The organism is Legionella saoudiensis (genome assembly GCF_001465875.1).
GTDB lineage: Bacteria > Pseudomonadota > Gammaproteobacteria > Legionellales > Legionellaceae > Legionella > Legionella saoudiensis.
The window spans coordinates 74242-89328 of the sequence record NZ_LN901323.1 but is presented as its reverse complement, the minus strand read 5'-3'; the positions used below and the strand labels follow the sequence as shown (position 1 = coordinate 89328).

Genomic DNA, 15087 nt, shown 5'->3' with positions numbered 1-15087 from the left:
CAAACCCGTATTATGACTGCGTCTAATACGGGCTACTTGAGGTAGACCTAATGACCTATTCCCCAAAAGGCGAATTAACTATCCAAACTTTAGCAATGCCTGCCAACACGAATGCAAACGGAGATATATTTGGTGGTTGGATCGTATCGCAAATGGACTTAGCCGCAGGCGTTTTGGCTAAAAAAATTGCAGTTGGACGGGTAGCTACGGTTTCTATTCATTCGATGTCATTCTTAAAACCTGTTCATGTAGGTGATTTAATTAGTTGCTATGTTACTCTAGTCAAACAGGGAACTACTTCAATGACCATGAATGTAGAAGTATGGGCTTTGCCTGCAACCCAAAGTGAACCCTATCAGGTGACGGAAGGAGTTTTTATTTTTGTCGCCATTGATGAACACGGAAAATCAAGACCGGTGCCTAAAAAAATATGACCAATGATTCGGTAGAATTGCAACGTTTACTTACAGAAATGGCCACATTAATTGAGCAAAAGGCGGACCCCGATCCTCAATTATATATGCTGTTTTTTCAACAACCTGAACTCTCGTTTAAGCTTGTTGATATTATTAATAACCTTGATGAAAATCTGGAAGAGGGGCTTGCTGTTTATTCGGCTTGCGTTTTTGCTTTAGATATTTGCGTAGCGCAATTGCAAAGTGCCGCGGAAGCCAATAATAAATTAAGTGCAAAGGCCTTATTTAATTTAATGGACCATTTAGCAGAACTCATTTATTCACAAAAGCACAGTTTAAGCTTTTGGCTGCCTATTCTAAATTCTTTCTATGAGGCCCATGTTGAATTAAATGATGAATTAAAAAATGCATATTTTGATTTAGCAAATCAGGAGGAAGATCGGGCTGAGGAGGAATTACTTAATGGCGAAGAACAGCCGTCACATTTAGATGCCATTCGCGATTTAATTCATGAATTATCTGATCTCAGCGTTTTTGAAATCGCGGAAAATTTTTTCGCCCAAAGTTATGCAATGCCTGCTGATTTTTTTACTGATTTAATTATTGATTTATATAGTATTGAAGAAGGGGCTGATATTGCTCTGTTCACTCTGTTGCATCCAAAAGCTGAGGTAAGAGATATTGCGATTACCACCTTGGGGCAAATTATTGACCAGGTTACTTTTTCCTCTGCCTCATTATCCCGATTACAAAATATAATGTATTGGTACCCGGAGCGTTATCATCCGTTATTTAATAGCTGGATAAAAATTCAACGTAAAAAAGGAGTGGTGTTTACTCCAGAGGGTGAAAAAGCTACGGTGAACATTAAAGCAACGGAGGTCGATGGTACCGGAGCTCAAGGTATTTTTATTCATGCACGCAAAAACCGCAAAAACCGACTCTGCGGCTTGCTTTTAAAGTACAATGTTGGAATTAAAGATGCATGGATGACCCCAACCGTTAGTGCGAAGGAAGTAAAAGACTATTACGGTCAGGCTTTTGATGAAAGTGTCACTTTACGTGATGTGGATATAGCATATTTCACGATGATGGTTGAGCATTTCCTTGCCGAAACGATCGCCCATGATGATATTCCACATGTACATTTTTTAGAAATCCAGGAGCTATTAGGTTTGCGCTTACGTCCTCGTAAGTTGGATTTAGATGATTTATTTGCACAACTTAGTGTGCAAATATCGCCATTTACGCCAGAAGCTATTGCTGAATCTTTGCAACGCTCTAAATCCTGGTTAAAAAGTAAGGCTTTTACGGAGTCTTGGTATATAGAGAATCCTCTCGTTGATAAAATAGTGAATCACAACAGCAGCTTTGTTGATGGTGTTCGCGTCTGTAATTTAGAAAAGGCAATGGCCGAAGTATTTAGCGAAGAAATGGAGCATCATCGGGATAGATGGCAGTTCCATTTTCTTTGGATTGCATTATGGATGAAATCCAAAGAGCGAATGAATGAGAAGATATGGCGAGATAGTTTTCTCATCGCCTATTCTATTCACGATGGAGCGGCATTAGCAGACATTCCTGTAATGCAAGAAATTTGTCGCCAGACAGTAATTAATAGTGTGGAAACCATGCATGAGCGCAGGACGCATTTAAGTCAGGAATAGTTTGGTCACGACGCTCAATTTGCAATGGCATGTAGGTTGTGGGTCAAGAGCAAAAATTGAGTTCTGATATGGCAGGCGCGTTTTGTTATGCCTTGGCTTAAGACATTTCCTTAAGCTTTATTTATTATGGATTAATCATGTTAAATAATAAAAATAACTACTTAAGTTACATTGATGGGCTAAGAGCATTTGCTGTTATTGCTGTAGTTTTATTCCACCTAAACGTTTCCCACATCACCGGCGGTTATGTGGGAGTAGATATTTTCTTTGTCATTAGCGGATTCTTAATCACGCGTTTAATTATTAATGAAGTAGAGCAAACAGGCACATTTAGTTTTACCAATTTTTATTGCCGTAGAATAAAACGTATTTTTCCGGCCCTCTTTTTTACCCTATTTTGCAGCCTGGTGGCGGGACTCATTTTATTGGCACCTAGCCATTTACGTGCCTTGGGACGCTCAATAGCCGCTGCGGCCTTTTCCGTATCCAACGGCCTTTTCTTATTTGAAAGTGGTTACTTTAATGCCAATGCCATTTATAAACCTTTATTGCATACATGGTCCTTAGGGGTTGAGGAGCAGTTTTATTTTATTTGGCCATTTATTTTATTTATAGTAGCCAAATTAAACAAACGCTTTTTACCTTTGACGATTCTTTGTTTAGGCTGCATCAGTTTTGGCTTAAATTTGCTCTTCCAAAAGAGTTATCTTACGGCCTTGTTTTATTTGATGCCGTTTCGATTTTTCGAGTTTTGTATCGGCGCGCTTATGGTCTGGCTTATTAAGTACAAGCCTAAGCGATCGGCTTTTGCTGAACTGGCTTGTTTTTTGGGGCTGGGAATGATGTTGTACGCCATACTCACTTTTAGTAAAGATACGCTGTTTCCTTCTTATAATGCCTTAATTCCAACCTTGGGGGCTGCTTTAGTTATTTATGGCGGCAATGCTCCGTACTTGGGGCGAATTTTTAGCAACAAGATTGCCGTGGGCTTAGGATTAATCAGCTATTCATTGTATTTAGTTCATTGGCCAATACTTGTATTTTATTCTTATGTGAGCGCCACAGAAATTAGCACATTCGATGTTCAGTTATTTCTCGTTTTTTGCTCATTACTGGCCGCATTATTCAGTTATTATTTTATTGAAAAACCATTTAGATATACGCCTACATCTGGACTAAAAGCACAACGCGCCTTGATTTTAAAATGGATCCCAGGCATTGCGTTAACGGCCAGTTGTGGATTTGCTTTGTATTTAAGTCATGGTTTGCTATGGCGAATCCCCAAACTTGAGGGGCCACAATTTAGCCCTGGGCAAATTGCGTTAGATTATCATAAGGCTCATTTTGGTGGCCAAGGCTTCGCTTACCCGTTTGGCTGGACCTATAAAGCAGAACATGATGCACCCGACATCGTTTTATTAGGAGACAGTCATGCGCAAATGCTGCAGTATGGATTAGCGAATGAAATCGCAAAACCTTATCATAAATCGGTTTATATGGCCGGTTCGAGCTGTTTGATTCTTCCAGATTTATCACGTACTACTCCAGGGGATGATTGGAATAAAATCTGCCCCAATGTATTAAAGCAAGGTTTGGCGCAATTACAGAAAAGGCCCGACTCAATTTTAATTGTGTCTCAATATTGGTTATTTCAAATTTTAATGGCCAAGGAGTTAAGCAAACAACAGCCATGGCATATTGATTTAATGAGCAGTCAGAGAAAAGACTACCAACCATTGCTGGTAAAGCTTGGACAATTACGGCAACTAATTGGGGATAGAAAATTAATCATCTTGGGCGATGTGCCAGGGGCTGGCATCAAAGATCCTTTTGCCTGCCTAACACGTCCTCGGATATCTAAAGCCAATTGCCTTGCAAAAATTGATACTACTGTTCAGGCAAATATTAAGGCGCGTCATATTAATAAGGTTCTACGGTATTTTGCCCAACATAACCCGCAGACTTATTTCTTCGATCCTTATTCGGTATTTTGTAATGAAACAACGTGTCATTCTTTAAGTGCCCAAGGTGAGCCGTACTATAGTGATGACAATCATTTATCCGAAGTGGGCTCAAGTTATTTATTTGCCGCACTAAAACCGCAATTACTGCCCATAATTTCATAAGAGTAGTCCGACCCCAAGCAAAAATGGCACTGACACCCTTCAAAAGCTGTAAGTAAGCGCCATTTTTGCAGGCAATCAGGCCACCGGAAAAAAAAGTAAATAAAACACCTATCTACACGCTCGAACTGTATGAAATACTTGAGCTCCTTATGCTATGATAATCACATTTTTAATGTGGCTACACTGTTTTGCGCATTCTTTTGCTCACAAGGCTAGAGAGTACGAGTACGTTAAGGATGGTTGAATGAAAGTTTTGGTGACTGGTGCCGCAGGGTTTATTGGGTTTCATGTAGTACAAAAGTTATGCCAGCGTGGAGATGAGGTTATTGGGATTGATAATCTAAATGATTATTATGACGTAAACCTTAAAAAGGCACGCTTACAAAAACTAGCTGATTATTCGCAGTTTAAATTTATTCGCATGGAACTTGCTGACAGAGAGCTTATTGCGCAGTTATTTGCAGAGCATGAATTCCAACGTGTTATTCACTTAGGAGCGCAAGCTGGTGTACGGTACTCGCTAGAAAATCCTCATGCTTATGTTGACAGTAATCTGGTGAGTTTTGTAAATATTTTAGAAGGTTGCCGACATCATCATATTGAACACTTGTCTTATGCCTCTTCAAGCTCAGTTTATGGCGCGAACAAAACATTACCGTTTTCGGTCCATGATAATGTGGATCATCCATTAAGTTTGTATGCAGCAACTAAAAAAGCTAATGAATTAATGGCGCATACCTACAGCCATCTCTACCAACTACCAACAACGGGGCTACGCTTTTTTACCGTTTATGGACCTTGGGGGCGGCCAGATATGGCAATTTTTAATTTTACACGCAAGATTCTTAACGATGAACCTATTGATGTCTTTAATTTTGGTAATCATCGCCGTGATTTTACCTATATAAATGATATTGTTGAGGGTATAATCCGCGTCCATGATCGAGTAGCCCAAGCAAATACTGAGTGGTCCGGGGAATCTCCTGATCCTGGATCCAGTGCTGCCCCTTGGCGAGTTTACAATATTGGCAACAGTAGCCCAGTACCTTTGCTTCGCTACATTGAAGTTTTGGAAGAGTGTTTAGGTAAAAAGGCAAAAATGAATTTATTACCTATGCAACCTGGCGATGTGCCTGATACTTATGCCGATGTCGATGCGTTAATGCAGGATGTGGGATATAGGCCAGGAACTCCAGTTGAAGTGGGTGTAAAGCATTTTGTCGCGTGGTATCTTGATTATTATGCAGTATCTAAGAGTCAAAATATAAAACAACAAGTCAACATAGAAGTATGATGAATTAGGGGCAACCCTTAAAAAGAATGGATGAAATTTTGATGTTAACATCGGTGGATGAACGAAAACTTGCACTAATCGGTTTAGGCTATGTAGGTTTGCCATTAGCAGTTGAATTTGGCAAAGTACGCTCAGTTATGGGCTTCGATATTAATGAAAATCGCATAAATGAGCTAAAACAAGGGCATGATAGCACTTTAGAGGTGAGCCGTGCGGAATTACTTGAAGCACGTCATTTATATTTAACGGCTAATATTCAGGAAATCGCTTTTTGTGATACCTATATTATTACGGTGCCCACCCCTATAGATGAGCATAAGCGCCCAGATTTTACTCCCTTAATTAAAGCCAGTGAGTTGGTAGGCGCAATAATACAACCAGGAGCGATCGTTGTTTATGAATCTACGGTTTATCCCGGTGCTGTTGAAGAAGTCTGCGTACCAGTTCTTGAGCGGATGTCGGGTTTGAAATTTAACCGCGATTTTTTTGCAGGTTATAGCCCCGAGCGTGTAAATCCTGGAGATAAACTGCATCGGGTCACTAAAATTATGAAGGTGACCTCTGGTTCTACACCGGAAGTTGCTGAGATAGTGGATGGGCTCTATAAGCAAATTATTGTAGCAGGAACCCATAAGGTAGACAGTATTAAAATTGCGGAGGCAGCAAAAGTTATTGAAAATACCCAGCGAGATTTAAATATTGCCTTAATTAATGAGCTAGCAATTATTTTTAATAAGTTAGGTATTGATACCGAAGCAGTACTTAAAGCTGCGGAAACAAAATGGAACTTTTTGCCCTTTCGTCCAGGCTTAGTGGGAGGACATTGCATTGGGGTCGATCCTTATTATTTAACGCATAAGGCTCAGGCTATTGGCTATCATCCTGAAATCATTCTGGCCGGACGCCGCTTAAATGACAGCATGGGGGCTTATGTTGTTTCGCAACTGATTAAATCCATGGTTAAAGAGCGTATCCATGTTCAAGGCGCCAGAGTGTTAGTCATGGGCTTAACTTTTAAAGAAAATTGCCCCGATATCCGTAACACACGCGTTATTGATATTATCAATGAGCTTAAAGAATATAATGTTGCGGTTGATGTGTGCGATCCTTGGGCTGCTGCGGAAGATGTGACTCATGAATATGGTTTAAGCCTGCTTGAACAACCAGAGCAACAAGCATATGATGGAATTGTCATAGCCGTTGCCCATCAGCAGTTTAAAGATATGGGAATCACTGCCATTCGTTCTTTTGGTAAAGCGCAACATGTGCTGTATGACTTGAAATATTTATTCCCTGCTGACCGCAGCGATTTACGTTTATAGGAGCAAGATGAGCGAGCGACGATTGTTGTTCATAGTTAATGACGCAGCATTTTTTATCTCTCATCGTTTACCTTTGGCAATTGCGGCTAAGGCAAATGGATTTGAGGTACATGTCGCTACTCCCGAAGCTCAGGCGAGTGCTCAAATTAAAGAAATGGGATTGACGTATCATGCGATCCCTTTATCTCGCAGTGGCAGAAACCCCTTTGTGGAATTAAAAAGCTTATTTGCTTTTTATCGGTTGATGCGTGAAGTAAAACCTGATTTGGTACACCTAGTTACCATTAAGCCAATTTTATATGGTGGTTTAGTTGCTCGCTTGCTAAAAGTTCCGGCGGTGGTGGCGGCTGTTTCCGGTTTAGGCTATTTATTCACCTCGCAGCAAGCTAAGGCTAAATTTTTGCGTCAGGGGGTGCGACAATTATACAAACTAGCCTTAGATCATGCCTATTTGAAAGTAATATTTCAAAATCCGGATGACCGCCAAGTCTTTTTGCAAAATGCGACTTGCACAGCCGAACAAACCGTATTAATTCGGGGCTCGGGTGTGGATCTAAATATTTATAGATCCTCTCCTGAGCGTAGGGATAAAGTTGTGGTTGCCATGATTTCACGCTTATTAAAAGATAAGGGTGTATTGGAGTATATGGCAGCAGCGAAGGCGCTTAAAGCCGAGGGCACTAGGGCACAGTTTTTGTTAGTTGGAGATGTAGACGAGGGTAATCCTGAGTGTATTGATAAAGAACAATTAGCACAATGGCGTAGAGAGGGGGATGTTGAGCTCCTTGGGTTTCGTGATGATATTGCCCAAATAATAGAGCAAGCGAATCTGGTCGTATTACCCTCTTATCGAGAAGGGCTGCCTAAAGTATTAGTTGAAGCAGCTGCCTGTGGACGTGCCGTAATTACCACCGATGTTCCCGGTTGCCGGGATGCAATTGAGCCAAATCAAACTGGTTTACTAGTGCCGGTTCGTGATGTTGATGCTTTGGCAGTAACAATGAAACAATTAATTGAGGATCATGATTATCGCCAGCAATTAGGCAATGCTGGGCGAGTATTGGCCGAGCGCGAGTTTGCTATAGAGCGTATCGTCGATGCCCATCTTAATATCTACCAAGAACTTTATTTATCAACCCGAGGATGCACTTCATGATCTGGGATTTACCCAATTTATTAGTATGCTTGATGATTATTTTTGCTGCGTACTTATTAGGTAAAATTAAGGGTTCGCATGCAATTTGTTTGGCCCTTATCAGTTTTGCTCCCTATTGCTTAAATGGCGTGTTATTTGATCCGCACTATATGCCCGATCAGTTCACTTATTGGCGCATGCTAAGCTCTATAAGAGATTTTAATTACAATTCTAATTTTTATAATTCGCGGGTTACAGAAGCTGCTTATATGTATGCTCTTTTTCCGTTGCCCTTTGTTGAAACAGTAAATAGCCTAGGCTTTTTTAATAAATTTTTAATGATTTCAGTATTCATTTGGGCCTCAGCCGCATTAAGGTTACGTGGTTGGGTTTTATGGTTTTTATTATTTTACCCCAGTCTGATTTTATACAGTTCGTTAGGGCTGCGTGATATGTTGATTTGCACGATGATGCTCATGGCCTTATGGACTTTGATGCGAGGATGGTACTTATTTACGGTAATCTGCCTTATTTTGCTGGTGCAGATAAAAATGCAAAACGCATTATTAGTGGTACTCTTTTCTGGTGCCTATCTTTTTGATAAGTACAGCAACCTGCATTATACGCGAAAACAATTTTTAATATTGTTTGCCATCTTTGGCACATTATTTTATCTAGCATTTCCTTTTATTGTTGATAAGATTGAATATTACCGCATACGCATGTATTTAGAAGATGGCGGTAAACTGGCTGATTATCATGCTATTGTTAGTTTAGGCGATTGCCTCTGGCAGATAGTATTAGGCCTGTTTAGAGCCTTATTTTATCCTTTGCCTTGGGCAACAAATTCTAAGCTGCAATTAATACAATCATTGGAAAATATTGCTGTAGTTGGGATATTGACGGTGTTTACTTGGCGTTCTTATCAAGAGCTTCCCAAACAGACACTGATGTGGTTGTGCTTTTTCCTTTCTGGCATGTGTATGTATGGTGTAATCGTTAGCAATGTGGGTACCATCGTTCGTTATAAGCTCCCTTTTATCGTAGTGTATTTAATTTTTCTTAGCTACGAGCGTGTTCGATATAACCCCAAACAACTACGTCCGCATTCTTATGCGTTGGCTAGTTAAATGCGAATAGGGTATATATAGGATATATAAATGACTACTCCAAATAAGATCATCCATATTATCACTGGCTTAGAGGTCGGTGGGGCAGAACAGATGCTCAAACGTCTTTTACTGTCTGATCCTCATTCTATAGATAATGTATTCGTTATTTCACTTAGCGGTTTGGGTACCATTGGTAAGACGTTGCAAGCCCAAGGTTTTACGGTGCATGCGTTAAATTTTAGTCGCTTATCGGCGATTCCTGCTAATTTTTGGGCATTGATTAAATTATTAAAAGCTCATAAATCATCAATAATTCAAACCTGGATGTATCATGCTGATTTTTTTGGTGGTTTAGCTGCTCGTATGGCAGGTTGTCGTAATGTGATTTGGGGAATTCGTAATACATTTGTACCCCAAAATAGCCGGATGACTTATGTGCTGATGCGCTTTTGTGCGCTGCTCTCTTATACAATACCTAAAAAAATAATTTGTGTTGCCGAAGCGGCTAAAAACGCCCATATATCTTATGGTTATAGTGCTAAAAAAATGCTGGTTATCCACAATGGTTTTGATTTTGCACGTTTTGATGCGCAACAGATTGATGCAACCAAAGTACGGCATGAACTAGGTTTAGGGGCGGATGATTTTATTGTTGGCTGTGTGGGCCGATTACATTTGGATAAAGGGCAGGATGTGTTTATTAATGCGGTTGCTTTTTTAGAGCGAGTGCATAATCGAAAGGTTCATTTTTTGTTAATTGGCCGAGGTTGCGATTACGATAATCAGGAATTGCTAAAACAACTGGATTCTTTTGGTTTAACCTCCTCGTTTCTTTTACTGGGTGAGCGTCATGATATTCCCGAATGTTTAGCCGCCATGGATGTATTTTGCATGCCCTCACGTACCGAAGGTTTTCCCAATGGCTTAGGAGAGGCCATGTCTATGGGATTGCCTTGTGTTGCTACTCACGTAGGCGATGCCAAAGTGTTAGCCGGTGATGCTGCGGTGATTGTCGCCGCAGATGATCCGATGGCACTGGCGGCTGGATTAACTAAGGTCATATGTATGCCTGCAGAGCAGCGTCGGTTTTTAGGTGAAAAGGCAGCTATTCGTGTACGCGATCAGTTTTCTATAGACAGAGCCCGTGAGCGTTTTTATGCTTTATATCGGGATATTGCGGAGTTATCTCATTAATGTGTGGATTTTCAGGAATTTTATCTCGAACGGACTGGGCATCTGGTGCAGAGCAATTATTGTCTGCAATGTGTCAGTCTATTGCACATCGAGGCCCTGATGATCATGGAACCTGGTTTGATGCACAAGCAGGCATAGGATTAGCTCATACACGTCTTGCTATTGTCGATTTATCTCCAGCAGGACATCAGCCGATGGTTTCCTCCAGTGGTCGTTTTATGATTGTTTTTAATGGTGAAATTTATAACCATTTAACCCTTAGAGAAGAATTGGCTTTGCACAATTGGCGTGGCCACTCGGATACTGAAACTTTGCTGGCAGGTTTTGAGGCTTGGGGTATTGAAAAAACTATTGAGCGCAGCATAGGGATGTTTGCTTTTGCCCTATGGGATAAGCAATCACAGATATTAACCTTAGCCCGAGATCGGGCTGGGGAAAAACCGCTCTACTACGGATGGCAGAATGATGCCTTTCTTTTTGGCTCGGAGTTAAAGGCGCTTAAGGTACATCCTGATTTTAAAAAGGAGCTTAATCCCGATGCTTTAGCTCTATTTTTACGACATAACTATATCCCTGCTCCCCATTCAATTTATAAAAATATTCATAAATTAGCGCCCGGATCTTTTTTACAGCTCTCTTTAAACAATCCACAACCGGTAGTGAAAAATTATTGGTCTGCAACTCAGACTGCATTGACGGGTTTTTCTTCTCCGTTCACAGGTGATGCACAGGAGGCAATTGATGAATTAGAGCGTCTGGCAAAAGATGCTATTGCTCAACAAATGATTGCGGATGTGCCACTGGGGGCATTTCTTTCTGGAGGGATTGATTCATCAACGGTAGTGGCATTAATGCAGGCGCAATCGATGCGACCAGTACGCACTTTTTCTATTGGCTTTCATGAGACAAACTATAATGAAGCGAAGTATGCGAAAGCGGTTGCAGACCATTTAGGAACCCAGCATACAGAGCTTTACGTTACTATTGAAGATGCTTTAGCAGTAATCCCCAAATTATCGACTTTATACGATGAACCTTTTTCCGATTCATCACAAATACCTACCTTTCTCGTTTCGGAGTTAGCGAAACAGCAAGTGACCGTAGCCTTAAGTGGTGATGCGGGTGATGAATTATTCTGTGGTTACAATCGTTATACAATGACTTCCAAGTTGTGGAATAAGATCAATAAGGTGCCTCTACCTGTACGCAGGGGAGCTGCAACCGTTATGCGCCAGATATCACCACGTACCTGGGATCGGGTTTCTTCCATTTTGCCCATATTAAAGCATTATTCACAGGTAGGTAGTAAAGTGCATAAAGGTGCATATGTCCTAGCCAGCGCTACCGTGAATGAAGCTTATCGTCGCTTGGTTTCTCATCATGACAAGCCTTACTCATTACTAGTTACGGAAGGTGTTGAGCCTAATGTGTTTATGGATCAGCATCATGCCGACTTGTCCCAGTTGGATGATGTGAATCGGATGATGGCAATGGATTTTGTTTCTTATTTACCGGATGATATTTTAGTCAAAGTAGATAGGGCCGCAATGGGGGTATCTTTAGAAACACGCGTACCTTTTTTAGATCATCGTTTAATTGAATTTGCCTGGACTCTGCCGTTGTCAATGAAATTGCGTGAGGGGCAAAGTAAATGGCCATTACGCCAATTATTAGACCGTTATGTTCCTCGCTCCTTAATTGAACGCCCAAAAATGGGTTTTTCCATTCCGCTGTCGGAATGGTTACGTGGTCCTTTACGAGATTGGGCTGAGGTTCTTCTCAACGAGCAACGCTTACAAAAAGAAGGGATTTTCAATTCTGCGGCCATACGTTTAATGTGGCAACAACACCTACACGGAAAAGGAAATTTTTCCGCATTGCTATGGAATATTCTAATGTTTCAAGCCTGGTGGGAAGCGCAGTAACTCATCACGCTGTCTATCCAATGCTTAAGTATTCAAGTAGGCTGGCTGTAAAAGTCGGCTTACAATCACGAAAGCAGAGGGAGTCACCAACCAACGAGACATCCCAACTTTAAGATAAAGTCGAAGAGGAATGTTTCTTAACGCGAATCTTCGAATCAAAAAACTTCCGCAACACTCCAGCCACCAAAGGAAATTTAACCAACAATAAATTTAACGCTACACAACTCACAGAAATTATGCCAATTTTCACAATCCAGGTTAACTTATTATCTGGCGTCGCAATCAAACCGTTTAATGAAGCCACGGTTAGCAATGAGAGCAATACAATGGGTAGTAAATCAGCACACAACCAACGCAGATGTGTATTTTTTATAAAGCGGCGATGCACAAAGGCGGTCCAAATAAGAAAGAAACTAATATTCGCTAAAAACCAAACCTTGGCTGCACCAATCATTCCAAAATGCAATGTTGCGGCGATAATGGATGGAATAAGTAGTAGAGCAAAGCAAGTATTACCAATTAAATGCAAACGCATGGTGCCATTAGCATATTGTAAATAATAAGGGAACGTTGTAAATGCCAATGCCGCATTGCCCAGGGCATACAAGCGCAAGACTGGCGCTGTTGCATTAGCGACACTAAGATTATTCGTCCACAACCAAAGCACCTGCTCGGGAAAAAATGCCAAAACAATACTGGCGGGAATGGTAATTGACGCCACAAATTGAGTTGCCTGCCGATATAAAGTAAGCAACTCCTTATCCTTCCCCTCAGCCTTCAACTTAGCCAAACGCGGTTGTAGTACCATGCTAAATGGGGCACTAAAGAGCATAACGCCACTAGCAGCGAGCACTCCTAAGGTAAAATAACCATACTCTGTAAGCGATAATAATCTGGAGAGAATCAATTTATCGGTTTGGGTGATGACTATCCAAATAGAGGAGGTGACTGCAATGCTCAATGCAAAGGGGAGGATAGGTTTAATACATGTCACCAAATCTATCAGTTTCCAGGACAGTTTTTGCTCCTGAGAAAGGACAGGAAATTCACGAATGGCTTTGCTGGCAAGAAAGGCTAGCTCAAAAGCAGAAATAATGATTTGGTAAAGAAAAAATAAAAAAGGTGTTGTTCCAATATAGATTAAAACCAGTAAGACGCCTAAGTACCGTAATGTAGTAAAGACCCAAGTATAATAACTTAGCCAAACAAAGCGCTCCGCGCCGATTACCGTTGCGCGATATAAACCACACATCCAGCGTAAACCGATACTGGCCGCCATTAATTGTAAGGCTACTTGGATTTCGTGAGCCGGAATGGTTTGAGCTTGTAACCAGGAGTGAGAAATGTATGGTGCCAGTAAAAACAGCACTCCAGTACCAACGAGCATAATAATGAAAAACAGTAATTGCAGGACTCGTAATAGTTCACGGTAATTTTGGGCGCTTATTGCGCCAGCGCGCATTCTTGCAGTTTCACGGGAAATGCTAGGACTTAAGCCCAAATCAAGTACATTAAACCAGCTTTGTAAGGCGGTAAAAAAACCTACTAACCCATAAGCCTCTGCCCCCATGTATTTAAGATACAAAGGTAAGATGAGGATGCCTGCCAATGTCATATAAATCTGACTGGCATAATTAGCAATAAGATTTTTTTTAAAGCTCACTTCGATCCTGGCTTGCGAAAAGTCGATTACATACTGCCTGCACTAGGGGATGATAATACGTAATTTTTATTTTCTGTCAACAACCTCTAAACCCTATTCTTTGACAAAGAAGATATTACTATTTAGTATCCAGCCTATATCTTTTAAGTTAATCCATAATTGGAGTAGTTTACGATGCAAACAGAAGGTATTGGTGGTGTTAACCATGATATCAGTATGATGGATATGTTAGGTATTTTTTACCAAAATAAAGTATTGATAAGTTTATGTACCTTATTGGGATTAGTCTTAGGTTGCGCTGCTATTTATTTTAGTACCCCAGTTTATGAAGCTAAAATTAGGCTTACTTCGGCAAGTGAAGGGGATATTGCTGAGCTTAATCAAGGACGTTCCTGGGACAATTCGCCATTAAAACCACTAACTGTCAAAGACGTTAATAATGTGTTTAATGACGTCTTACTCTCGGAGAAAGCAAAACATTATTTCTTTGAGCATTATTACCTCCCGGCATTACCGGCAAGCATAAAAGACGGGCGCTCCCTTACCCAGCTTTATAAAACTTTTTCTTACGCATTCGCGATCGTCCCTAATCCAAAGCAAACGAATGACCAGTTTATAAAGTATACAGTTGCAATTCGTGGTGCAGATGCTAAGCAGGTAGCAATATGGCTCACGCAATTTATTAGCGTAGTCAAATCGCAATCTCTAAATGCTTTATTGCACGATATGCAGCAACAAAATCAAGTATTGGTAAATAATTTACGCCATCAAATAGACATTGCACGCAAAACGGCACGTGCCAAACGCCAGGATCGTATCGCACAATTAAAAGAGAAAGTACGCACAGTGCAATTGGCGAGCGCACGTACCTTTTGGGATGACGAAGCAATAATGAATGACGCCCATGAAGCTCCTTTGGAACGAATGCAAGCGGAAATAAAAAATTTATCCAAGCGCGCTTCCGATGATGCGTTTACGCCAAACCTTCGTGATCTGCAAGCAAAACTCGCCTATTACCAATCGTTTAAGATTGATGTGGATAAGGTTGCAGTCTTTCATGAAGACGGTGTTTTAGCGGCACCAGTCGATCCCATTGCGCCACAAAAGAGACTAATGCTTATAGTGTCCTCGGTTTCGGGAATGTTTATAGGAATACTCTTGGTTATGCTACAAATCGCTTGGCGTAAAAACGCAGCTCGTGTTCGTGCCGCGTAATAATCCAGGGGTAACCTG

The 15087-nt window shown here is 40.9% G+C and carries 11 protein-coding genes; 10 read left to right on the top strand and 1 reads right to left on the bottom strand.

Annotated features, from left to right (window positions below; translation table 11 throughout):
• Positions 1 to 50: 50 nt before the first annotated feature.
• The 9 genes from BN3124_RS06840 to asnB all read left to right on the top strand — a co-directional run bounded on the left by BN3124_RS06840 (position 51) and on the right by asnB (position 12191).
• Entirely contained in the window at positions 51 to 434 is a 384-nt protein-coding gene (locus BN3124_RS06840) for an acyl-CoA thioesterase (RefSeq protein ID WP_058534055.1), read from the top strand.
• Positions 431 to 2083 (top strand): hypothetical protein, encoded by a 1653-nt coding sequence (locus BN3124_RS06835; protein ID WP_058534054.1) that lies wholly within the window; start codon positions 431 to 433, stop codon positions 2081 to 2083. The genes BN3124_RS06840 and BN3124_RS06835 overlap by 4 nt, the downstream gene beginning before the upstream one ends.
• 137 nt (positions 2084 to 2220) lie before the next feature.
• Positions 2221 to 4209, top strand: coding sequence for an acyltransferase family protein (locus BN3124_RS06830; protein WP_058534053.1), 1989 nt, complete (start codon positions 2221 to 2223; stop codon positions 4207 to 4209).
• 244 nt (positions 4210 to 4453) lie between these two features.
• Entirely contained in the window at positions 4454 to 5503 is a 1050-nt protein-coding gene (locus tag BN3124_RS06825) for an NAD-dependent epimerase (protein WP_058534052.1), read from the top strand.
• Between the two features lie 41 nt (positions 5504 to 5544).
• Complete coding sequence (tviB, locus tag BN3124_RS06820) at positions 5545 to 6825, top strand: Vi polysaccharide biosynthesis UDP-N-acetylglucosamine C-6 dehydrogenase TviB (protein ID WP_058534051.1); 1281 nt, start codon at positions 5545 to 5547, stop codon at positions 6823 to 6825.
• A gap of 7 nt (positions 6826 to 6832) precedes the next feature.
• Positions 6833 to 7981, top strand: coding sequence for a glycosyltransferase family 4 protein (locus BN3124_RS06815; protein WP_058534050.1), 1149 nt, complete (start codon positions 6833 to 6835; stop codon positions 7979 to 7981).
• Entirely contained in the window at positions 7978 to 9090 is a 1113-nt protein-coding gene (locus BN3124_RS06810) for a hypothetical protein (protein ID WP_058534049.1), read from the top strand. Before BN3124_RS06815 ends, BN3124_RS06810 begins: the two co-directional genes overlap by 4 nt.
• Before the next feature lie 30 nt (positions 9091 to 9120).
• The gene (locus tag BN3124_RS06805; protein ID WP_058534048.1) at positions 9121 to 10266 is read left to right on the top strand and encodes a glycosyltransferase family 4 protein; all 1146 of its coding nucleotides are present in this window, start codon (positions 9121 to 9123) and stop codon (positions 10264 to 10266) included.
• Positions 10266 to 12191: an asparagine synthase (glutamine-hydrolyzing) gene (asnB, locus tag BN3124_RS06800; protein WP_058534047.1), complete on the top strand. Its 1926-nt coding sequence runs from the start codon at positions 10266 to 10268 to the stop codon at positions 12189 to 12191. Before BN3124_RS06805 ends, asnB begins: the two co-directional genes overlap by 1 nt.
• Before the next feature lie 109 nt (positions 12192 to 12300).
• Here asnB and BN3124_RS06795 read toward each other — a convergent pair whose 3' ends face one another.
• Entirely contained in the window at positions 12301 to 13854 is a 1554-nt protein-coding gene (locus tag BN3124_RS06795; RefSeq protein WP_058534046.1) for an oligosaccharide flippase family protein, read from the bottom strand.
• A 174-nt stretch (positions 13855 to 14028) separates the two neighbouring features.
• Between BN3124_RS06795 and BN3124_RS06790 the strand changes: the two genes are divergently transcribed.
• Positions 14029 to 15069, top strand: coding sequence for a Wzz/FepE/Etk N-terminal domain-containing protein (locus BN3124_RS06790; protein WP_058534045.1), 1041 nt, complete (start codon positions 14029 to 14031; stop codon positions 15067 to 15069).
• Positions 15070 to 15087 lie beyond the last annotated feature (18 nt).

Coding starts and splice junctions, on each gene's coding strand:
- BN3124_RS06815 (WP_058534050.1), top strand. CDS start 6,833: ATGAGCGAGCGACGATTGTTGTTCATAGTTAATGACGCAGCATTTTTT.
- BN3124_RS06830 (WP_058534053.1), top strand. CDS start 2,221: ATGTTAAATAATAAAAATAACTACTTAAGTTACATTGATGGGCTAAGA.
- BN3124_RS06840 (WP_058534055.1), top strand. CDS start 51: ATGACCTATTCCCCAAAAGGCGAATTAACTATCCAAACTTTAGCAATG.
- tviB (WP_058534051.1), top strand. CDS start 5,545: ATGTTAACATCGGTGGATGAACGAAAACTTGCACTAATCGGTTTAGGC.
- BN3124_RS06805 (WP_058534048.1), top strand. CDS start 9,121: ATGACTACTCCAAATAAGATCATCCATATTATCACTGGCTTAGAGGTC.
- BN3124_RS06825 (WP_058534052.1), top strand. CDS start 4,454: ATGAAAGTTTTGGTGACTGGTGCCGCAGGGTTTATTGGGTTTCATGTA.
- BN3124_RS06790 (WP_058534045.1), top strand. CDS start 14,029: ATGCAAACAGAAGGTATTGGTGGTGTTAACCATGATATCAGTATGATG.
- BN3124_RS06835 (WP_058534054.1), top strand. CDS start 431: ATGACCAATGATTCGGTAGAATTGCAACGTTTACTTACAGAAATGGCC.
- BN3124_RS06810 (WP_058534049.1), top strand. CDS start 7,978: ATGATCTGGGATTTACCCAATTTATTAGTATGCTTGATGATTATTTTT.
- asnB (WP_058534047.1), top strand. CDS start 10,266: ATGTGTGGATTTTCAGGAATTTTATCTCGAACGGACTGGGCATCTGGT.